General features: G+C 52.5%; 15 protein-coding genes and 1 pseudogene. 11 read left to right on the forward strand and 5 right to left on the reverse strand.

What is annotated here, in order from left to right:
* Positions 1-1,038 (forward strand): pyridoxal phosphate-dependent aminotransferase (locus AC3WWR_RS20270; protein ID WP_492599001.1); only part of this gene is annotated, 1,038 nt, incomplete at its 5' end.
* Positions 1,035-1,952, forward strand: coding sequence for an AEC family transporter (locus tag AC3WWR_RS20275; RefSeq protein ID WP_401314359.1), 918 nt, complete (start codon positions 1,035-1,037; stop codon positions 1,950-1,952). The genes AC3WWR_RS20270 and AC3WWR_RS20275, both read left to right, overlap by 4 nt.
* A 243-nt stretch (positions 1,953-2,195) precedes the next feature.
* Here the strand turns inward: AC3WWR_RS20275 and AC3WWR_RS20280 are convergent, their stop codons facing one another.
* Positions 2,196-2,483: a c-type cytochrome gene (locus tag AC3WWR_RS20280; protein ID WP_401314360.1), complete on the reverse strand. Its 288-nt coding sequence runs from the start codon at positions 2,481-2,483 to the stop codon at positions 2,196-2,198.
* 500 nt (positions 2,484-2,983) lie between these two features.
* On the opposite strand from AC3WWR_RS20280, the gene AC3WWR_RS20285 reads away from it, so the two are divergent.
* The 4 genes from AC3WWR_RS20285 to AC3WWR_RS20300 all read left to right on the forward strand — a co-directional run bounded on the left by AC3WWR_RS20285 (position 2,984) and on the right by AC3WWR_RS20300 (position 9,836).
* Positions 2,984-4,702 (forward strand): ABC transporter ATP-binding protein, encoded by a 1,719-nt coding sequence (locus AC3WWR_RS20285; protein WP_401314362.1) that lies wholly within the window; start codon positions 2,984-2,986, stop codon positions 4,700-4,702.
* 75 nt (positions 4,703-4,777) lie between these two features.
* Positions 4,778-6,082, forward strand: a complete 1,305-nt coding sequence (gene qhpG / locus AC3WWR_RS20290; protein WP_401314364.1) for a flavin-dependent monooxygenase QhpG — start codon at positions 4,778-4,780, stop codon at positions 6,080-6,082.
* Positions 6,083-6,406: 324 nt separating this feature from the next.
* Positions 6,407-7,882, forward strand: a complete 1,476-nt coding sequence (locus AC3WWR_RS20295) for a benzaldehyde dehydrogenase (protein WP_401314366.1) — start codon at positions 6,407-6,409, stop codon at positions 7,880-7,882.
* 154 nt (positions 7,883-8,036) lie between these two features.
* Positions 8,037-9,836: a sigma-54-dependent Fis family transcriptional regulator gene (locus AC3WWR_RS20300; RefSeq protein WP_401314367.1), complete on the forward strand. Its 1,800-nt coding sequence runs from the start codon at positions 8,037-8,039 to the stop codon at positions 9,834-9,836.
* 226 nt (positions 9,837-10,062) lie between these two features.
* On the opposite strand, the gene AC3WWR_RS20305 is transcribed toward AC3WWR_RS20300, so the two are convergent.
* Positions 10,063-11,022 (reverse strand): AraC-like ligand-binding domain-containing protein, encoded by a 960-nt coding sequence (locus tag AC3WWR_RS20305; RefSeq protein ID WP_492599002.1) that lies wholly within the window; start codon positions 11,020-11,022, stop codon positions 10,063-10,065.
* 164 nt (positions 11,023-11,186) lie between these two features.
* Between AC3WWR_RS20305 and AC3WWR_RS20310 the strand changes: the two genes are divergently transcribed.
* From AC3WWR_RS20310 to AC3WWR_RS20330, 5 genes are all read left to right on the forward strand, one after another.
* On the forward strand, positions 11,187-12,200 hold the full coding sequence (locus tag AC3WWR_RS20310) for a carbon-nitrogen hydrolase family protein (protein WP_401314370.1): 1,014 nt from the start codon (positions 11,187-11,189) through the stop codon (positions 12,198-12,200).
* A gap of 151 nt (positions 12,201-12,351) precedes the next feature.
* On the forward strand, positions 12,352-13,227 hold the full coding sequence (locus AC3WWR_RS20315) for a transporter (RefSeq protein WP_492599003.1): 876 nt from the start codon (positions 12,352-12,354) through the stop codon (positions 13,225-13,227).
* A gap of 501 nt (positions 13,228-13,728) precedes the next feature.
* Entirely contained in the window at positions 13,729-15,315 is a 1,587-nt protein-coding gene (gene mdlC, locus AC3WWR_RS20320; RefSeq protein ID WP_401314374.1) for a benzoylformate decarboxylase, read from the forward strand.
* Between the two features lie 10 nt (positions 15,316-15,325).
* The gene (locus tag AC3WWR_RS20325) at positions 15,326-16,510 is read left to right on the forward strand and encodes an alpha-hydroxy-acid oxidizing protein (RefSeq protein ID WP_401314376.1); all 1,185 of its coding nucleotides are present in this window, start codon (positions 15,326-15,328) and stop codon (positions 16,508-16,510) included.
* Complete coding sequence (locus AC3WWR_RS20330) at positions 16,507-17,586, forward strand: enolase C-terminal domain-like protein (RefSeq protein WP_401314378.1); 1,080 nt, start codon at positions 16,507-16,509, stop codon at positions 17,584-17,586. Before AC3WWR_RS20325 ends, AC3WWR_RS20330 begins: the two co-directional genes overlap by 4 nt.
* A gap of 49 nt (positions 17,587-17,635) precedes the next feature.
* On the opposite strand, the pseudogene AC3WWR_RS20335 reads toward AC3WWR_RS20330, so the two are convergent.
* From AC3WWR_RS20335 to AC3WWR_RS20345, 3 genes and pseudogenes are all read right to left on the reverse strand, one after another.
* Positions 17,636-18,594: pseudogene (locus AC3WWR_RS20335) on the reverse strand (AraC family transcriptional regulator).
* A gap of 68 nt (positions 18,595-18,662) precedes the next feature.
* Entirely contained in the window at positions 18,663-19,910 is a 1,248-nt protein-coding gene (locus tag AC3WWR_RS20340; RefSeq protein ID WP_492599004.1) for an OprD family porin, read from the reverse strand.
* Positions 19,911-20,075: 165 nt separating this feature from the next.
* Positions 20,076-21,416, reverse strand: a complete 1,341-nt coding sequence (locus AC3WWR_RS20345) for an MFS transporter (protein WP_492599005.1) — start codon at positions 21,414-21,416, stop codon at positions 20,076-20,078.
* Positions 21,417-21,482 lie beyond the last annotated feature (66 nt).

Here is a 21,482-nt window from a genome sequence, read left to right on the forward strand (position 1 = left end):
TTAGACCCCGCGCAATGGGGGGCAGGAATCGGTCACGTTGTTAGCGAAATGACCGGTCACGATGAGCGAAATACGCATAATGCGATTAAAAATGCCTTTGAGCGTGATCGAGGCCTGGCCTACGGCGATGACGAAATTACAGTTGGCTGCGGCGCCAAGCAGATTATCTTTAACGCGTTTCTAGCATCAATCGAGCCGGGCGACGAGGTCATCATTCCCGCGCCCTACTGGGCGTCCTATCCTGACATGGTCGCCGCGTGCGGCGGCAAGCCGATCATCATCAACTGCTCTCTAATGGACAGTTTTCGTCTAAGGCCTGAGCAGCTCAACGCGGCCATTACTGAGCGAACTCGCTGGCTGATCATCAACGCACCAGGCAACCCAAGCGGTGTCACTTACAGCGCTGAAGATCTTGGTGCTCTGGGAGACGTACTCCTCAAGCATCCACACGTCATGATCATGTCAGACGACATCTACGCTCACATTCACTTCCTAGGTGGGACGCAGCCGTTCCAGTCACTTATTGCTGTTGTCCCCCAACTCAGGGATCGAGTTTTGACAGTCGATGGGGTATCTAAAGCCTACGCTATGACGGGATGGAGAGTTGGCTGGGGTGCCGGGCCACGCGCTTTGATCAAGAATATGATCGCTATCCAGTCTCAGAACTGCACGCAGACCGCGAGCTTAAGTCAGATTGCCGCGGCGGTTGCATTGAACGGCTCTCTAGAGTGCCTGAAAGTGCGTAACGAAATTTACCGCCAACGAAGGGATGCTGCACTCTCAATTCTCAAGTCGTCGACGCTGTTGGCTGTGAACAGACCAGACGGTGCTTTTTATCTGTTCCCCAAGCTCATTGGTGCTCAGAACGATGGTGATACCGCAGCCAGCATTTTGCTTGAGGATTACAACGTGGCCGTCGTGCCAGGTTCGGCGTTCGGCGTGCGGGATGCCTTCCGCCTTTCATTTGCCACCGAGGAAAAAGTGATAATCGAGGGCTGTAAACGGATCGTGGATTTTATTGCGAAAGCACATAAATGATCGCTCTCGTACTCTCAACCATCTTCCCGATAATTTTGCTGATCTCCTTGGGCTATGCACTCAAAGCTAAAGGCTTCGTCCCCGATAGTTACTGGCAGGGCGCTGAGAGAATCGGTTATTACATTCTGTTGCCGTCGCTATTCTTTTATAGCCTAGCAACGGCTGACTTGAAGGATGTTCCTGTACAGGAAATGGTTTGGGTTTTGTTGCAGTCTACTGGGATTAGCGCACTGCTGTTGTACGTTTTTCGCAATCGAGTAGCCCAGGATGGCCCGGCATTCACATCTGTCTTCCAAGGGGGAGTCAGGTTCAACAATTTTATAGGAGTGACAGTCGCAGCCGGGCTTTTCGGGAGTAAGGGGGTGGCCATGGCAGCCGTTGCAAATGCCGTCATAGTTCCAACCGTTAACATCCTCTGCGTCTTGGTTTTCGCAAAACATGCAGACTCAAACAGCTCCATCAAATCCGTCGCAAAGTCCATCGCTACGAATCCACTGCTGGTTTCGTGCTTGCTCGGGATTGCTGCTTACTTTAGTGGGCTATCAGTGCCTGACTACCTTGCACCGATGGTTAAATCACTGGGTCAAGCCGCCTCGCCCCTGGGGTTGCTGTGTGTAGGGGCTGCCTTGAGTGTGAGGTCAATCAAACTACAGATTCGCCCAATAGTTTTTTCATCTGTCTTCAAGTTTTTCGTGATGCCTTTGGCGACTTACGGTGCCTGCCGGGCTTTGGGATTTGGAGGGCACGCGGCATTGGTGGCAGTCATATTTCAGTCACTTCCTACTGCATCCTCGTCCTACGTGATGGCCAGACAACTGGGAGGTGATGCGCCGCTGATGTCGAACATTGTCGCCATTCAGACTTTGCTTTCAGCTTTCACGTTACCGGTAGTCATAGCTGTTGGCCTGGGTTAGGAGTAATCCAGAGATCGATGAGCAGCGTATGTGAGCCTTAAGTCACTCCGCTCGGCTTCTGGGTTGTTCAGTGCTGGTATGCCAAGCCATCTTCGACGAGCCCCGGAAGGGACGTGGCTGCGCTGAGCTAGGAAAAAGAGGGCGGCCTCCCGCCCTTAATACATAAAAGTGAAGTTACTCACTCCACCTTTTTTCGCCGGATGCTTTATCGAAGTCGGCGTTTTCTTGAGAAGTCAGGTCTAGTTACTTGGACATCCAGACGATAACAGCTCGGTAATCTTCATCGCTGCAGTCCATGCAGAGACCACGCGGGGGCATGGCTGCGAAGCCCTCTGTAGCGTGCTTCACCAATGTGTCCATTCCTTTATCCAAGCGCGGCGTCCAGGCAGATTGATCACCTTTCTTGGGCGCGGCCGGTAATTGGCCGTTGTGGCACATCATGCAGCTACGATTGAACACGGCTTCGGGCTCTTGAGCGGCCACGGCGGAAGCAAAAAAAACCAAGCATGCAGAGATTATAATTCTTTTCAATTTTCACCCTATAAATTTGTATTGAGGTTCTACCGCCACGGTCGCCACTCAATCAGCTGTGCTGAGCAATCATGAATTGTGTTCAGATCCTGAACACGTGTGTTTTCTCAGAACGTAGTTAGGCGGTCCTATCGATCGTTTGATACAGCAGCCCATTGGGCTTTTTTCATCTTCGATGAGTCATCCTGCACAGGGCCGCTTGCGTTGATTGCGGTCGACGCGGTTCGATAAGCATGGGGCGTGCCAGCCAGAACGGCAGTGTTTGTTGAGGTGGGTGCCGTCGACTCGCCTGGTATGCGACCTGGATTTAGGTTTTTGCAGAGCTAAGGAGCGAAAGTCAGCGGGCGGCCGCGCTGTCGAGTTTCTAGGTTGGAGCAGAAATTGCACTCGACACAATGCGCACTGGACGCAACGGTGCAGATCTAGATGCGAAATTCGCGCGGGGCTTTATGTACCATGATCAAAAAAATTACTGGTGCTGTGACTGGCGAAGCCGTTCGATGCGGCGCTTAATTCTCAGAGTGATCGACAGCGAACAGCCAGAGTCTTTGTTGGCGGCATTGCGTTGGCTGTACGGCTTCGTACGTCCGCATAGGCTGGCAATCATCGGGCTCCTTGGCTTGTCAATTTGTGCCTCACTTCTAGTGTTGCTGCAGCCATGGTTAACCAAACTGCTGATCGACGATGGACTGCTGGCCCGGGACTTTCCAACGTTGGTAAATATCGCCTGCCTGATGATCGTTGCTGGCGTATTGGGTACGGCTCTTTCGGGGATCAATCGCTACCTGCACACACGCTTGTCTGGACGGATTTTGTTCTCGTTACGTGACGATCTTTATCGGCACCTGCAGACCTTGTCTCCGAGCTTTTATGCACAGCGACGCATCGGTGATTTAATGTCACGGCTCGACGGTGATGTCGCCGAGATTCAGCGCTTCGCCGTAGACTCATTGTTTTCAGCTGTATCGAGTGTGGTCGGGCTGATCTGCGCCATAACGATGTTACTGACTCTATCGTGGAAGCTGTCATTGCTGGTTTTGGTGCTGATTCCCCTCGACATCCTTTGGTTGCGCTGGATGCGGCGCAAGGTCGAACGCGATGTACGGCAATTACGCGAGCGTTCCGCAGACGTGTCTTCGTTTATGGTCGAGACGCTGCCAGTCATGAAGTTCATTCAGGCGGCCGGCCAGCAGCAACGGGAATCTCGCCGCCTGGAGGCCTTGGGGCAGGGCTACATGCATCAATTGCTGCGCCTGCAGATTACTGAGTTTTTTACCCAGGCTGTACCCGGCACGCTGACTTCGTTGGCGCGTGCCTGCGCCTTCCTGGTAGGGGGCTATTGGGTAGTTCAGGGAACATGGCAACTGGGGGCTCTGATAGCATTTTCCACTTACCTTGGGATGGCAGTCGGGCCGGTCCAGAGTTTGCTCGGTCTATACGTCGCAATTCAACGGATGACGGTCAGTCTCGGACGCGTCATGGAGTTGCGCGGTGAGGAGCCTACTGTTGTTAATCAAGCTGTACCCAAACCGATACCCACCCAAGGCGAGTTGCGTTTCGACGATGTGCATTTCAGCCATCCCGGTCGTTTGAGTACGTTGCGCGGCATCAAGGCACAAATTCCTTACGGATTGAAAGTTGCGTTGAGTGGCGGTTCCGGCGTCGGCAAATCAACATTGATAGACCTTCTGCAGCGGCATCTTGATCCGCAGACGGGGCGGGTGCTACTGGGGGGCGTTGATCTACGCGAGTTAGACTTGTTTGAGCTACGGCAAAGGATTGCTGTCGTCAGTCAAGATATCGTCCTGTTCCGTGGCAGCCTCGCCGATAACCTGGCCTATGCCGCACCGCACGCCAATCGGGATGCCATAACTGCGGTGGCACAGCTCGCAAAGCTCGAGAGTTTGATCGCCTCGCTGCCCGAAGGCCTCGACAGCCCTCTAGGTGAGCGCGGTCAACAGCTGTCCGGCGGGCAAAAACAACGAATCGCCATTGCCCGAGCGCTGCTGCAGGACCCAATGATTCTGGTGCTTGATGAGGCGACCTCTGCGGTAGATGAAGCCACTGAGCGGGAAGTCATCGAAGCCATTGATCGACTATTTGCAGGGCGAACCCGGATCTTGATAAGTCACCGCCCGTCTACCTTGGCCCACGCAGATCTGCATTTCGAAATGGTTGATGGTGTGTTGGTATCGAAAACGGCAATGCATGAAATCTGAATGAGGATCGGCGTAGTGTTTAGGCAGTACTTTCCCGTGTCTACTTATCCGATTGCGAAGTGAGGCTTTGTTTAGATGACTGACTGCAGAATTCTGATCTTGGGGGCTGGGCCTGCAGGAGCGGCAGTGGCGCTGGGGTTGCGGCGGCTAGGTTATGCCGTTTCGGTGGTCAGCGAGTGGCGGCGATTCAAAGCCCTGGAGGGCGTGTCGGTGCGTGTTCTGGAGGCGTTGCGCGGCGCAGGACTTCATCATGCTTTGATGGACGCGATGTTGCCGTCTCAACGGCAGGTGATATGGAACGGTCAGCAGCACGCGCAGAACGTTGAGTTTTTATTGGACCGCCAAGCCTTCGATGAAGGGTTGCGGGAAGATTTGCGCCTGGCTGGCGTCGATTTGATCGAGGGGCGGGTGTTGAGTGTTCAAACTTCCGCTATCGGACATCACGTCGATGTCGAAGGCCATAATGCAATGCATGTGGATTTTATGGTGGAGGCGCGTGGACGTCAGGCGCCATCGCTCGGTAAAGTCCTGCGCGGACCGGAGACGCTCAGTCTGCTCAATCGTTGGCAAGGCCGGCCGGGGGCTATGGCCAGCGCGGTGGAAAGCCTGGAAGACGGTTGGGTATGGATGGCTCGGCGTGCTGATGGTCAATGCTATTGGCAGTGGACAATGGACGTTGCCAGTGCTGACCTGCCTGGCAAACAGCATCTACTCGAACATTGTCATCAGAGGCGTCAGGCTTCGATCGCGGCGAGAGCATTTTTTGGCCCAGATCGGCAAATTGATGTGCAGTTGCATGCGCGTAGCAGTACCGCAATTTTAAGTCCTCAGGTGTGTGGCGATAATTGGATTCGAGTGGGCGACGCAGCGATGGCGGTCGATCCGTTGTCGGGCAACGGGATATTTCAATCGTTATCGTCGGCGTTGCAGGCACCGACAGTGATCAATACGTTGCTGCGTAAACCTGATCGAGCGGTCTTGGCCCAGCTTTTTCACCAGCAGCGGGTGGAGCAGCTGTTCTTGCGGTTCGCCAGGATCGGTCGGGATTTCTACATTGAGGAGCAGCGCTGGCAAGAACAACCGTTCTGGTTTGTGCGCCGACAGTGGCCAGACGCCGAGGCGACTCATGCAGAAGCAGACTTCAGCGCGTTGAAAATAGTGCGGGCGCCTGTGCTGCACAACGGTTTTGTCGTTGAGGCAGAGGTGGTAGTCACCACAGATCAGCCAATGGGTGCTTGGTGTGTGCAGGGGGTCGAGCTAGCGCCACTTGTGCGACGTTTGCGTTCCGAGCCCCACGAACGAGTGCTTGCGGGCTTGACCGCAGAACAAGGGCGCATGGTTCGAAGCTGGCTATTGGCTCAAGGGTACAAGCCCGCTTGATTCTGCTTGCCCATCCCTTTCTCTGAATCATGTTCGGCGTTTCAGCTCGGTGCTCGTTTATTTCATCATGAATGTTTTTTTGATCGCTGGTTAATACTTGTGCATGTCCAAATATCATCCCCGGCTCTTCATTAGTTGCCGAAACAATATAGTTTTTTGTAAGTAATAAGTGTTCAATTGTGGGACACGTTTTTTTGATGGTGTGCAAGTATTAGACATATTCTTCAGTGTTTGTTCGTAAAATCAAATTGGCACGCCTTATGCTGGTACGAAAGGAGTTGCTGGCGCAGCGCACTATCCAAGAATAATTTTATAGGTAAAGTCATGAATAAAACTTCAAAGTTTCTGCCAGAAGAGCTCTGGAATAACTGTGTTTTCGACGGTACTTGGAAAAACATTTCGCCTAATGTAAGTCAGGTTATAGAGCCCGCAACAGGTACATCGTTGGGTTGTATCGGTATGGCTGACGCCGCGGCGGCTTCAGCTGCTGCCCGTGCAGCTCATGAAGTACAGGCGGAATGGTTTGGTACCTCCTATGAAGAGCGTTCTGCAATCATGCGTAAGGCGGCTGATATCGCAGAATTGCACTTTGGTGAAATTGTCGAATGGCTGGTTAAAGAAAGTGGTTCGACTCAGTTGAAGGCTGGGTTTGAAGCTCGCGTGACGATCAAAGCGTTGCATGAAAGCGCCATGATGCCAGGCAAGAGTCAGGGTGATGTATTGCCTAATGCGCCAGGAACCAGTCGCCTCAGTTTAGCCCGGCGCCGGCCGCTGGGTGTCGTAGGGGTCATCTCCCCGTTCAACTTCCCGCTTTATTTGGCCATGCGTTCGGTCGCGCCTGCTCTGGCCGTTGGAAACAGCGTTGTGCTTAAGCCGGATCCGCGCACCGCAGTATGCGGTGGGTTGCTCATCGGCCGTTTGTTTGAGCTTGCGGGACTGCCAAAAGGCGTTCTGCATGTTCTACCTGGTGCAGGCGACGCGGGTGCTGCGTTGGTTGAATCAGCAGATGTCGCTATGATCCAATTCACCGGATCAACCGCCGCGGGTCGAAAGGTGGGTGAAGCGGCAGGCCGCAATTTGAAAAAGGTGTCATTGGAATTAGGCGGCAAGAACTCATTAATCATTCTAGATGACGCAAACGTAGACCTCGCAGTTGCCAATGCCATTTGGGGAGCATTCCTCCATCAAGGGCAAATCTGCATGGCCACCGGTCGAATCCTGGTACAGCGCAGTCTTTATCCTGCTTTTCTCAAAGCACTGATCTCCAAGGTCGGTAAGCTCACCGTAGGTAATCCTGCAACAACAAAGGTTTCTTTAGGCCCACTCATTAATGCCCATCAACGCGATCAGGTCGCTAAAATAGTCAATCTAGCTCAGCAGGCGGGTGCGAAACTCGAAGTTGGAGGTCGCTACGAGGAACTGTTCTTCCAGCCTACAGTGCTCAGCGACGTCAAACCGGATAACCCGGCGTTTCGTGAAGAAATTTTTGGGCCTGTGGCAGTTGTTGTGCCCTTCGACTCTGATGAAGATGCCATACGGCTCGCTAACGACACGGAGTACGGTCTGGCTGCCGGCATTATCAGCTCGAATGTTGGGCGGGCACTCAAAATTGGTGACAAGCTCCGTACCGGCATGCTCCATATCAACGATCAGACGGTAAATGACGAAGTGGTAAATCCGTTCGGTGGTTGGGGCGCGTCTGGAAATGGTACGAGTGTTGGGGGGGCTGCGAATTGGGAGGAGTTCACGCAATGGCAGTGGCTGACCATCAAAGACGAAGCGACTCCTTATGTTTTATAAATGAGAGATGATCTCACGTCGATTGAGGTAATGCTAAGAAAAACTCGCCCGTTCTAAACGGGCGTTTTTTTATGTGATGTAATTATATGTGAATTGTTGCCATTGATGATAAAAACACCTGAGAGTGTTGGGGAAGATTACGAGTGGTCAGCACATGAATATTAGAGATATGCATGGCCTTGATGAGGTGCGGCGTCGCTTTCTGGATGGACATTCGCTGCCAGCGGATTTGTTGCCGCCAGCTGTAGCCAGCTCATGGGAACGGTCCAGAAAAGCAGGCTTGACACCTTGGGATAAGCGTTTGACCGGACGCTTGCGCGCCCACGAATTGAGCAAACTGGATGCACGGTTAGCCGCCTGCGCTCAGCCCGAGCTAGACAGATTATGGGGAATATTTGGAGGGCAAGATTGGGCGCTCTTTTGTGTCAATCCCGAGGGCGTCATCGTTTATGCCAAACACGCGTCCGCGCCAGACGTTGTAGACCCGCTGAAAGTGGGAAAACGTGTCAATGAAATAGATATTGGAACTACTGCTCCAAGTTGCACGCTTTATGAGCAGCAGCCTTTTATCGTCTGCGGAGGTATGCACTATCTAAAAGAGTTTGAAAATTTTTTCTGTGTATCAGTTCCGGTTTTCGGGGTGCACGGGGAGTTGGTTGGCGCGATTGATATTACGGGCATTGGTCAGCGGAATGCGTCTGCTGTTTTAGAGCAGCTTAAAATCGCGGCGATGGCTATCGAAAGTAGGTTGTATTCGGGTTTGTTAGACTGTCAGATCGTAGCGCTGCAATTTGATGCCCGATTGATCGGAACTCCATTTCAAGGTCTGGTCGCATTTGATCAGGATGGAAAATTTTGCGCGGCTAATAAAGTTGCGAAAAAAATACTGGGCATTGATGCTTCGACGATATTTGAATCTTCGTTGAGTTGGGAAAATTTTTTCGAACGTGGTCCCCAGTCTATAATTGTAAATGCGCCAAGCCTCATAGCTTTGAATGACGGCTCTTCAGTTTATGCTCAGTCTTTATCTTTCCCTAGTTCCTCCAAAGCGCCTGTTCGTGCACGCCATTCGGCTCATGAAATTGGACAAGATTCAGCGCTAAACCAACAATTTAGTATGGCTTCAAAAGCGTTTGCAGCAAGCATTCCTATACTTTTGCAGGGAGAGACGGGCACCGGGAAAGAAGTATTCGCTAGGGCGCTTCATGACTCGTTCAACCCTGGCGCTCCATTTATAGCCATTAACTGCTCTGCGATACCTGAACACCTCATTGAATCCGAGTTATTCGGTTACGTTGAGGGAACGTTTACTGGTGCGCGCAGAGGAGGTACCAGAGGACGTATTGAAGAAGCGAATGGTGGAACACTATTGCTTGATGAAATAGGTGATATGCCGTTCAATCTGCAGACTCGGTTACTTCGTGTATTGCAGGAAAGGGAGGTCACCCGTCTTGGTAGTTCCGAGCGCCATCCGGTGGACGTTAGGGTAATTAGCGCGACACACTGCGACATAAAAAAATTCATTCAAGATCACCGTTTCAGAGAAGACCTTTTTTACCGACTTAATGGCCTGCAAGTTAATATTCCAGCCCTCCGTCAGCGGCAGGATATAGATGGCATTATCTCCAGGTTGACTCAACGTTATCAAGCAGGTGCAATACATCCTGATGCGTGGGAGCTTATTAAGCATCAGGAGTGGCGCGGAAATATCAGGCAGTTGGAACAAGCTATTCGTCTCGCAGTAGCGTTGGCTGGCGAAGGGCTCGTGATCCTTCCTGAACACTTTCCTGGCTTGGAGCAGCCTGACTGTAAACGGAGTGAAAAATCTTTGAAAGAATTTGAAAGAAAGAAAATTCAAGATGCGCTGGATGCCAATCATGGCAATGTGAAAGCTACTGCACAGCAGCTAGGCATTGCACGCGGCACTGTTTATCGTAAACTGAGGCTCGAATAGAGCGGCTATAAGAACATAGTAAAGAGGGTGCTTTTAACGCCGAGTTATTGCTGTGGCGCAACAACTCGGTGGTTACCGAATTTTTCATTATTAGAATATCGTTGCGACGATCAACTGGGTATGGCCGTTGTTTTAGTTGCCACCTAGCTACAATCCTCCCTTCTTCTCGCAGACACTCCCAGTGCTCACATAGCAAAGACATACTCTATGAGCTTGCTGTGCTGTTTTATCTGACTTGATCCAGGCGCTCGCTCTCGCGCCTGTAGTCCCTTGGCGAAAGGTTATAACGGATTTTGAATGCTCGGCTAAAGTAAGCCATGTCCGAAAAGCCCCATTGATACGCGATTTCACTAATTTGTTTGTTTCTCTGTTCAAGCTGGCTCATGGCTCGGGCGCACCGCTCCAGCCGAGCAGCCAGAACGAACCGCCCAAAAGAGCTACCTTCATGGTGTAGAAGGCTGTTTACATAGCGTGGTGTAACCCCGAAGTAGGCCGCGACACTGGATAATGACATCTCGCTATCCGCTAGATAGGAATAGACATGCTCTTTGATACGGAAAAGCAAAGCGGTCCCTCGCGTATTGTCTGGTACGGAGGTACGTCCACGATCTGCTAACGATTTCGAGAGTAAATCAAGTGCCTGATCTTGAAACTGTAACCGTCTAGACTCCGTATGTTCACGTAAGTCAGTTAAGGCCAAAAGAAAATCGAAGGTTATGCGTTCCAGCGTATTTGCTCTGGAAAGAGGGATTGCGGTGAGGTATTCAAGGCCCGTCAAACGGCTTTGCATCATTGCTCGGGGAATCTGTACCACCGTGTGCCGAAATTCTCCCTCAAAACGCAACTCATAGGGGTGGCGGGTGTCATAAACGGCAAAGCTACCAGCGTCGAGCACCGCCTCGCGTCCACCTTGGGTAATTATGCATTTACCGCCCAGCGCGAGGCTGACCAGCACGAACTCTTCATCGCTACGCGCAATCCGCTCCCGAGTCCTCAACACAGTTTGCCCGGTAGCGGTTACATCAACCAGGTTGATATCCGAAAAAGGCTGGATCACCAGACGACCTGAGAAGCTGTCCGCTTGGTGCGGTCGGCATTCCAATGATACGAAGGTGTCGCAAACCGACTCTTGCCAGTAAGACGTTCGCTCATGACAGCGGACATGGTCTGTATCGAAGCGATACATAAATACGACCTCATTTAGCTGTTTGTGTGTCCAATATACCCGGAGAAGCAGTGCAAGTGCTGCTCGGTTTCTTCTACGTCCAAATATCTGTTCCTCCTCGTCCTACTGATGAGCGATGGCGCGGCAGTATCGTCATGGCACACAACAACAAAGAGGAGTACCCCATGAAACAAGCTATCAAGGTTGCCTGCGTGCAGGCTGCGCCTGTGTATCTGGATCTTGAAGGTACTGTGGAAAAAACCATCGGACTGATGGAAGAAGCGGCACATAACGGCGCTCGCCTCATTGCGTTTCCAGAGACCTGGATTCCTGGCTATCCCTGGTTCCTTTGGCTTGATTCTCCAGCATGGGGAATGCAATTCGTGCGCCAATACCATGAAAACTCTTTAGAGATGGATAGCCCTCAAGCGAAGCGTATCGCCGATGCAGCCAAGCGGTTAGGTATTATGGTGGTGCTTGGAACTAGTGAACGAGTGAACGGCACTCTCTACATGGGGCAGTGGTTCATTGACGAAAACGGCGAAACTATTGGCGCTCGCAGGAAACTCAAGCCAACCTTCGTTGAACGAACGTTATTTGGCGAGGGAGATGGTGCCTCTTTGTCCGTCTACGAGACACCATTGGGAAATCTTGGGGGGCTGTGTTGCTGGGAGCATCTGCAACCGTTATCAAAATATGCACTATACGCTCAAAACGAAGAAATCCACTGTGCCGCTTGGCCCAGCTTCAGTATTTATCGTCATGCGACAGCCGCGCTGGGGCCTGAAGTTAACGTGGCAGCATCACGTATTTATGCCGTAGAAGGGCAGTGCTTTGTTTTAGCTTCCTGCGCCCTTGTTTCGCCCACTATGATCGATATGCTTTGCTCCGATGAGAACAAGCATGCGCTGCTTCAAGCTGGAGGGGGCTACTCCCGTATCATTGGGCCTGATGGAAGCGACCTCGCAACGCCACTTGCCGAAAACGAAGAGGGAATTCTTTACGCAACATTGGATCCGGGCGCCCGGATATTTGCGAAAACCGCGGCTGATCCTGCGGGTCATTATTCGCGTCCGGATGTTACTCGCTTGCTGTTGGATCGCAGTCCTAAAACGCCCGTAGTGCATGTCGACCCTGATTTTAGCCAGCAGGCGACAAGTAATGAACCCCAGGCAGCAGTGCACTTTCAAGAGTTATGATTTTTAAATCGATAGGCACGCTGAGATCGCAGTGATTTGTTCATTATTGCAAAACATATGGGCAAATTACCTCTGTCAAATAATAGGGTATTTGGTGTGACGCTAAGTGTGCGCTTTTTCGCCTTGCACAGCTATTTTTAGGAACTGGCCGATGTCTAATAAATACAAGTCCTGCTTGCTCCTCATTGCTGCTTTCGTTTCCAAGCCGATATATGCGTTGGAAATTGCTCCTGGTGATTATGAGCCGATACCGGCGGGCATGACAGCTTTTTTAACTTACTTTCAACATGCTGAGCGAACGGAGTTCTACCGGGGCGGAGACAAAGTCTCAGATAATTCCAAGTTTCGATCTGATGTCGCACTATTGCGTTTGATCCATTCTGTTGGTCTGGGTGATAATTTAGTTGTTCAGCCGCAGTTTATTTTGCCTTATGGGCATCTGCATGCGTCTGGTGATATTGAGGCGCTAGGGCAAACCACCGGTGTGGGGGATCTGATACTTGGAGCTCCTTTCATTTGGACACTTCCTACGCAAAATAAAGATATTTTTTCCATCGCTCCATTCATATATTTGCCCACGGGGGATTATGATAACGAAAGAAGCTTAAATCTGGGTGATAACCGATGGAAATTTGTGTTGCAGGGCGTCTATAGCCACCATTTCTCGGATAAATGGGCGCTGGATGGGGCGGCGGATGTTACCTGGGCGACGAACAATGATGATTATGGCCCTGACAATTCGAAGTCTGAGCAGCGAGCGCGTTACGAGTATCAAACGAGTTTGAGATATAATGTAAATGAGGCGACGGCTCTCGCAGTTGGGGTGGGGCATATCAGGGGTGCTGAAAACTCAATAGACGGTGTTGACCAGCAAGACGAAATTCGTGCTACCTATGCGCGACTGACTCTCACATATTTTATCGAGCCAACAGTGCAGTTACAGGCGCAGCTTGGTAAAGATATTGATGTCGAGCAGGGGCTTAAGGAAGATAGCCGTTTGAACCTGCGCTTCACTAAAGTATTTTAAGTGATTTGACTGTGGTCTGAATAGGCCACAGTCTTTACAGTAAAGGTTGGCTAAAGTCCTCTCGCGTCACGTTCGCCAATAGCTAGAAGCTGGTTATCGTTTACTGGCAATCCATCGAATTCAATGCCTACCGGTAAACCGTCATTTTTTGATAAGTCAGCCGGCAGACTTATGCTTGGTACTCCGGATCTGCGTTGCACATCTTTCGAGCGGTATTCAGTAAGAGCATCCCTGCATTCATACAATGCCATCGGCATGCGGGCCACGCCACTTTATCGAGTCGTGGTACTCAAACTGATGGGCTTGGCAGCGCGATCCCTGGTAAGGCCGTACGAATTTATTTCCCTCGATAACTCCGCAAGGAGGCGCTGCTTAACACGCCTAGCCTCGGCTTAAATAAATATAAGTATTGTCTATAAACAATACAAAAAAGTATCTATTTGATCTATTTAAACATCAGCTCTATCTTGGGACTCATCGTTTGATAAGAGATAAATCGCCATGGCTTCGGTACATAGCACAACCTATGAGCTTCTTCGCCGTCAGGGCATTGATACGGTCTTTGGCAACCCTGGTTCCAATGAATTGCCTTTTCTTAAAAACTTCCCACAGGACTTTCGATACGTCCTCGCCCTTCAGGAGGCGGTTGTTGTTGGTATCGCTGATGGCTATGCACAATCCAGTCGCAAGCCAGCCTTCATCAACCTGCACTCCGCGGCAGGCACCGGCAATGCGATGGGGGCATTGAGCAACGCATGGAACTCGCATTCGCCGCTGATCGTTACGGCAGGTCAGCAAACACGGGCGATGATTGGTGTGGAGGCGCTGTTGACGAATGTCGACGCAACCAACCTTCCCAGGCCTTTAGTCAAATGGAGCTACGAGCCGGCCAGCGCCGCGGAGGTACCTCATGCAGTTAGCCGAGCCATTCATATGGCGAGCATGGCTCCGCGTGGGCCGGTCTATCTTTCCGTTCCCTACGATGATTGGGATAAGGAAACAGATCCGCAGTCTCACCACCTGTTTGATCGAAACGTCAGCTCTGCCGTACGTGTGAATGATGAGGAGCTGGAAAGACTTGCCAGCGCTCTGAGCAATGCTACTAATCCGGTTATTGTCCTTGGGCCGGACGTGGATGCTGCCAATGCAAACGCCGACTGCGTGACCTTGGCCGAACGTCTTAAGGCACCTGTATGGGTCGCTCCTTCCGCACCACGCTGTCCATTCCCTACACGTCATCCATGTTTCAGGGGGTTGCTGCCTGCGGGTATCGCAGCTGTTTCCCAGTTCCTGGAAGGCCACGATCTGGTGTTGGTGCTCGGTGCTCCAGTGTTCCGGTATCACCAATACGATCCAGGACAGTACCTCATGCCGGGGACGCGCTTGGTCTCTGTAACATGCGATCCGCTCGAAGCCGCGCGGGCCCCGATGGGCGATGCAATCGTGGCCGATATTGGGGTCATGGCTTCGGCACTAGCCGCCCGAGTCTGCGAAAGAAACAACCCGCTGCCACCCACAATTACCGAGCCAGAGGCGGTGGAGCAGGGTGTGGGAGCGCTCCGACCAGAAACTGTATTTGACACGCTCAATGAGATGGCTCCGACAGATGCCATTTACCTCAACGAATCAACCTCGACCACCGCATTGATGTGGCAACGCCTCAATATGCGTAACCCCGGTAGTTACTACTTCTGTGCCGCTGGTGGACTCGGTTTCGCTATGCCAGCGGCTGTTGGGGTGCAATTGGCCGAACCAGGCAGGCAAGTCATCGCGGTCATCGGTGATGGCTCGGCCAACTACAGCATCAGCGCGCTGTGGACTGCGGCTCAATACAACATTCCCGCCATCTTTGTGATCATGAACAACGGCACCTATGGTGCTTTGCGCTGGTTTGCCGGAGTGCTCGAAGCGGAAAATGTTCCGGGGCTGGACGTGCCAGGCATTGATTTCTGCTCGCTTGCCAAAGGTTATGGTGTCCACGCGTTGAAGGCCGGGACAGTGCAGGAACTACAGTGTGCTCTTACCGAAGCTTTGGCTTCCAAGGAGCCGGTGCTGATTGAGGTCAGCACCACTAGCCCTGCTAAGTGAGTGCCAGATTATGACTCAACAAAATTTGTTCAGTGTCGAGGACTATCGCCGGCTGGCCCAAAAGCGCCTGCCCAAAACGGTGTTCGATTACCTTGAAGGAGGTGCTGAAGATGAGCATGGTCTTGAGCACAACCGTTCCGTTTTCCAACAGTGGCGGTTCAAACCTCAGCGGTTGGTAGACGTCAGCCGCCGCGACTTGCGGACTGAAATACTTGGAAAGCGTCAGGCTATGCCGTTGCTCATCGGGCCGACTGGCCTGAACGGGGCACTCTGGCCAAATGGTGACCTGACCTTAGCGAAATCCGCGACCAAAGCCGGCATTCCGTTCGTCCTTTCTACTGCCTCCAACATTTCGATCGAAGATCTCGCACGCCAGTGTGATGGTGAGCTGTGGTTCCAGCTCTATGTGATCCATCGCGAAGTAGCCCAAGGTATGGTTCTCAAGGCATTGCACGCCGGTTACACCACATTGGTTCTGACCACCGACGTCGCCGTCAATGGTTACCGCGAACGGGATCTTCGCAACAGATTCAAAATGCCGATGAGCTACACCCCTAAAGTCATAATCGACGGCTGTCTGCACCCACGTTGGTCATTCGATCTTCTTCGCCACGGAATGCCCCAATTGGCCAATTTCGTCAGCAGTCAGACATCAAGCCTTGAGATGCAAGCCGCATTGATGAGCCGGCAGATGGATTCAAGCTTCGATTGGCGAGCGTTGTGCTGGCTGCGAGATCTGTGGCCTCACAAGCTCTTAGTTAAGGGGCTGTTGAGCGCCGAGGATGCACAGCGTTGCATCGCTGAAGGCGCTGACGGAGTGATTCTTTCCAATCATGGGGGCCGCCAACTCGATTGCGCAGTATCGCCCATGGAGTCATTGGCTGATTCAGTTTCTATGACCGGCAAACCAGTGTTGATCGACAGTGGATTTCGTCGAGGCTCCGATATCGTTAAAGCTCTGGCTTTGGGGGCTGAAGCAGTGTTGCTTGGACGCGCCACCCTGTATGGCTTGGCAGCACGTGGGGAGGTCGGTGTCGACGAGGTATTGGGACTGCTGAAGGCAGATATCGATCGCACCCTAGCGCAGATCGGCTGCCCTTCTATCGCATCGCTCTCTCCGGTATTTCTTCAAAACGATGGAGGTGCTCGACCTCTTTCCATCAAGTCATCTCGCGTCAAAGGATCACACGTATGAGCGACATCCTGATTACAAATCTGCGTACTCGCGCCATCAACGTGGCGCTGTCGTATCCAGTTCACACCGCTGTCGGAACGGTGGGAACAGCTCCGTTAGTTCTGATAGACCTGGCAACTAGCGCTGGAGTAGTCGGACACGCTTATCTGTTTGCCTATACTCCGGTGGCGCTGAAGTCACTCAAGCAATTGTTGGATGACATGGCGCAGTTGATCGTGAATCAACCACTGGCACCCTTAGACCTCGAATCCATGTTGGCCAAACGCTTTTGCCTTGCTGGCTACACGGGGCTGATCCGCATGGCGGCCGCTGGCATCGATATGGCTGCATGGGATGCTTTGGCAAAAGCTCACAAGATGCCTTTGGTGAAAATGCTCGGTGCTACCCCGCGTCCGGTACCTACATACGACAGTCACAGCCTGGATGGCGAGAAGTTGGCAACCCAACGTGCAGTTACCGCAGCGGAAGCTGGTTTTCGCGCGGTGAAGACCAAAATCGGTTATCCAACGCTCACCCAGGATCTTGCAGTGGTTCGCAGTATTCGCAACGCCGTGGGCGACGATTTCGACATCATGGTTGACTATAACCAGAGTCTGGACGTCCCATCCGCGATAAAACGTGGCCGGGCTCTGCAGGAACTGGGCGTTGCTTGGATCGAGGAGCCAACGCTGCAGTACGACTATGCAGGCCATCAGCGCATTCAAAGTGCATTGGATGTGCCTGTTCAGATGGGGGAAAATTGGCTTGGCGCTGAAGATATGTTCAAGGCGCTGAATGCTGGTGCTTGCCGGTTGGCTATGCCGGATGCCATGAAGATTGGCGGTGTCACTGGCTGGCTGCGAGCGAGTGCACTGGCACAGCAATTCGGCTTGCCGATGTCCAGTCACCTCTTCCAGGAAATAAGTGCGCACTTACTAGCAGCATCACCTACTGCGCATTGGCTGGAGCGTCTGGATCTCGCGGGTAGCGTGATTGAACCGACGCTCGAGTTCGTGGATGGTAATGCAGTGATACCTGACTTGCCGGGCGTAGGTATCATCTGGCGGGAGAAAGAAATCGAGCGTTACTTAACTTAAATGAAGCGGCCCTGGGCCCGAATTTGTGGCCCCGGGGCATTCCTCTCTACTAAACCTGCGATCTTCGCTTGAAGGTCTGGGAAGGTAGTTCTGCAAACTGCTCCTTGTACTCAGCCGAAAACCTGCCCAAGTGCGTTAAGCCATAATCCATTGCCAGCTCTGTCACGTTACGCACTTGGTAGTCGGGGTTGAGTAATGCAGCCCGGATCCGCTCCAGTTTTCTCCTCACGATGTACCGTCGCGGCGTTACTCCGACCTGCTGATCGAACAATAGGTACAGGCCGCGCAAGCTCATGTTGGCCAAATTGGCTAAAGCCTGAGCGCTTATCTCGTTTTTCAGGTTCATTTCGATGTGGTTCATGACCCGCTGAAGCGAGGGTGTGTGACTATCTATGCTTTGGAAGTCTAAATTTGTCGCCAAGCAGGTGAGCACCTTGCGAGCGATGATTTGGACATAGTGCCTCTCTACCGGCCACAGATTGTCCTCCATTTCTACCTCACGACAGACAAGGCTTAACAACTGAGCGAACCCTTGAATCTCTTCAAGCTTGTAGACTGGCTACCGAAACGCAGCCCCTCTCTGGGAGAAGACCAGTGCTGCTCGTTGCAGACTACATCCAGCAACGCCACCGGAATCTTGAGGATGAATTTCTCGCAGTCCTTCGAGTACGTTAGATCGACCGGGTCGTGGGGATTTATTACCACCAGGTCGCCGGCAAGGAGTGTACGTTGCTGGGTCGTTTCCCGTTGCAGGCAGGCAGCACGCAGCATGATCTGCAGGTGGTATTTATCTCGAAGGGATTTAGAAGTTACCCTGGTCAAGCTCCCATAGCTGATATGGCAGAGGTCTAGATCGGCGAGTCGGCGGTGGCTGAGCATCGCGTGGTTGCCAGGCTGGGATAGGGATATCTCGTGGTGTCCAACATGCGTCTTCACATAGGCAGAAACCATGTGGGGATCAGCTTTATCAAAGACCTTGCTACGGTCACTCAACAGTTCGATTCCCATGATCGCATCTCTTTGCGCTAAGGCGTCGGCGACTAGCTTCAGCAACGGCTGTGCTGTCGCCGCGCGGGTTACCAGAATTTCCAGGTGTAACTTGTGATCAGGCGGTTCTCATCGAAGTCTGCGCCGTATCGTGTTTTGACTTTGATGTTACGTCCCTCAAACGCCACCCCCTGTAGTGGGCCGCTCTGAATGACATACGACATAGTAAAGTTGGTTTCGCTTTCAACGTTGTCCGCTAAGCCCTGGCCTCGATCAATATCCGTACCGCGCAGGTAGCGCGTCATGAATTTCAACCCAGGCAGCCCCATAGCAACGAAGTCATAGTCGTAGCGCGCCTGCCAGGAGCGCTCTCCGGCCTTGTAAAACGCAATGGTTGACCAGTTCACCAAGAAGGGTTGGGGCGCGTAACCGTTGAGTAGCGGGAAGGCATCGTCGCCGCTCATGCGCTGGTAAGCGAAGGTGAAGGTGTGAGCGGCTTTACGCAGGGCAGTCATGATGCCAACAGCGCGGTTATCGAAATCACCTGAAAGCTTTGCGCCCTCGTCTTGAGTGTTGTAGTACCGCAAGTCTGTCTTGAGACTATATCCGTCTCCGATATCCCAGGTATACGCTGCGGCTGCATAGTGCTGTCGGTAGATATCTTCAAGCTGAGCGAAGTAATACGTCGTATTGAGTGCAGGCGTGAAGTCGTAACGGGCGCCTGCGAAATTCAGACCATCACTGCTCTGCGCAGGCGAATCCCCAAACAGGTAAATATCCTCTTGGTTCGACGATGCACGCGTCGCGATTTTCCAGAAGCGGCCAGCGTTGAGAGTCAGTTTCGACCACTCGTTGGATTCGATGGTAGCGCCCTCAAAAACTGTGACCAGTTGCCGCGAGTCATCGATGAAAGCAACCGGCAACATTGGTCTGTGCTCACCGATCCGAATTTCCGTGTTGGACGCTTTGATCTTGGCCGTCACGCCAGCTCGGCCGTAGTCATGTGCCTGCTCATGCTTACTGTTATCGTAAGGGAGTACCGTGTCGGGGCCGCGACCCCCACCGCCGTCCAAGCGAAAGGCATACTGACCAGATGCGTCCAGTCCTAATTGCACGGGGCCTTCCGAATAGCCTGATTTGAACTGTAGGTCGAAGCCTTGGCTCCAGCTGCCAACCCGCGATTTGGGCGCGTCGGACTGCTTGAAGTCACGATCTACGTAGAAGTTGCGTAGACCCAGTGAAAGATGACTGTCTTTAAACACATCTGCGCGACCTGAGGTTGCAAATACCGCTGCCAAGCCTGAAAAAGCCCAACCGATCCGACCAATTTTTTTCATTAATCCCAATCCAAATTATTATTGTGTTTGAGTTTTCGGGCGCAGTTGGCCTAGCCGCGAATGCAGCAACAGTCCGATCTGCTAGAAAAAAGAGACGCGGCGTTGTCGCCGCGCCAAAGCCCCGTTGCAGGTGAGCAACGAACCTGAACGGGTTACGTGATAGGTTTAAATGCCTTGCTTCAACCGCGTGTCTTCGTTGACCTGGTTTGAGTGTTGCTGTGAAATCAGCAGCACCGCGACTACGGCCACGACAGCCGGTAGGCCGAACAGCAGGAAGTTTTGCTCAAAAGGCAGGCTCAGGCTGAACAGGTAGCCACCCAGCAAAGGGCCGGCGACGGCACCGCAACGACCAACGGCAGCTGCCATGCTTACTCCAGTTGATCGTGCATTTGCGGGGTAGATATCTGCGGCAAGCGTGTGCACTACCGATAGACAGCCCACTGTGGCGCCGCCGGCAACCAGGAGAATCAGGTACAGTGTGATCGGGCCAGGACGCACACCCAAGAGTAAGATAGATACTGCTGAGAGAGCAAAGAACAACAGCAAGGTTGGCTTGCATCCCCAGCGGTCGGCAACAAAGCCACTGGCAAGCTGACCGATGAGTGCACCGATGTTCATAACCAGCAGAAAGGCTATGCTCGACCCAAGCGGGTATCCACCGCTATTCATGAGTTTCGGTAGCCAGGTGTTGAGGCCGTAGACCATCAACATGCACATTCCGAAAGCGACCCACATCATTACGGTTGCAACCGCACGCGAATCACTGAATAGCGAAGCCATCGAAGTACCAGCTGTATTCGCGGCCGTTTCGATTTCGTAGTGAATTTTTCCCGAGGGTTTGTGGCTGGGATTGATCTCCTGTAGCAGCTTGCCCACTTCCTCGTGACGGTGCTGGTGAACGAGATAGGCAACCGATTCAGGCAGAGTCTTGTAGAGCAGTGGCAGAGAAAGCAATGAAAGTCCTGCGATGTAGAACGGTGAGTGCCAACCCAACAAAGGGATCAGGTACATGCCAGCGAGTGCCGACAACAAACCACCTACTGCAAAGAAGCTGAGCATCAGGTTGATCAGACGATTGCGGTACTGGGTGGGCGCCATCTCTTTAAGGATTGTCACCAGGTTTGGAACCACGCCACCCAATCCAACGCCGGTCAGAAATCGACAAATTCCAAACGTAGTGGCATCAAATGCGAAAGCGTTGATGAATGCAGCCACGCTGAACAAAGCGACGCAGAACAGTATGATCGGGCGCCTCCCCAATCGATCCGCTGTAGTGCCCAGAATGACCGCACCGAACATCATGCCCACCATGGAGCTAGAGCCGAGCACGCCGGCTTGTGAAGCCGTAAGGTTCCATTCGGTCATCAGATGGGGCAGCACCGAGCCATAGATGACGAGGTCGTAGCCATCGAACAGCATGATGAAGGAGCACCAAAACACGAGTAAAAGGTGGAAGCGGTTAAGCTTCGCTGTGTCGAGGATGTCGACAGCGTTGATGCGTTGCATGGCATGTACTCTTGTTGTTGTTTTCTGTGGGGTGCAAATCGGTTCGTCTCGAATTCCCCTTCAGAT

The sequence above is a fragment of the Pseudomonas sp. EB271-G4-1 genome (assembly GCF_058791355.1).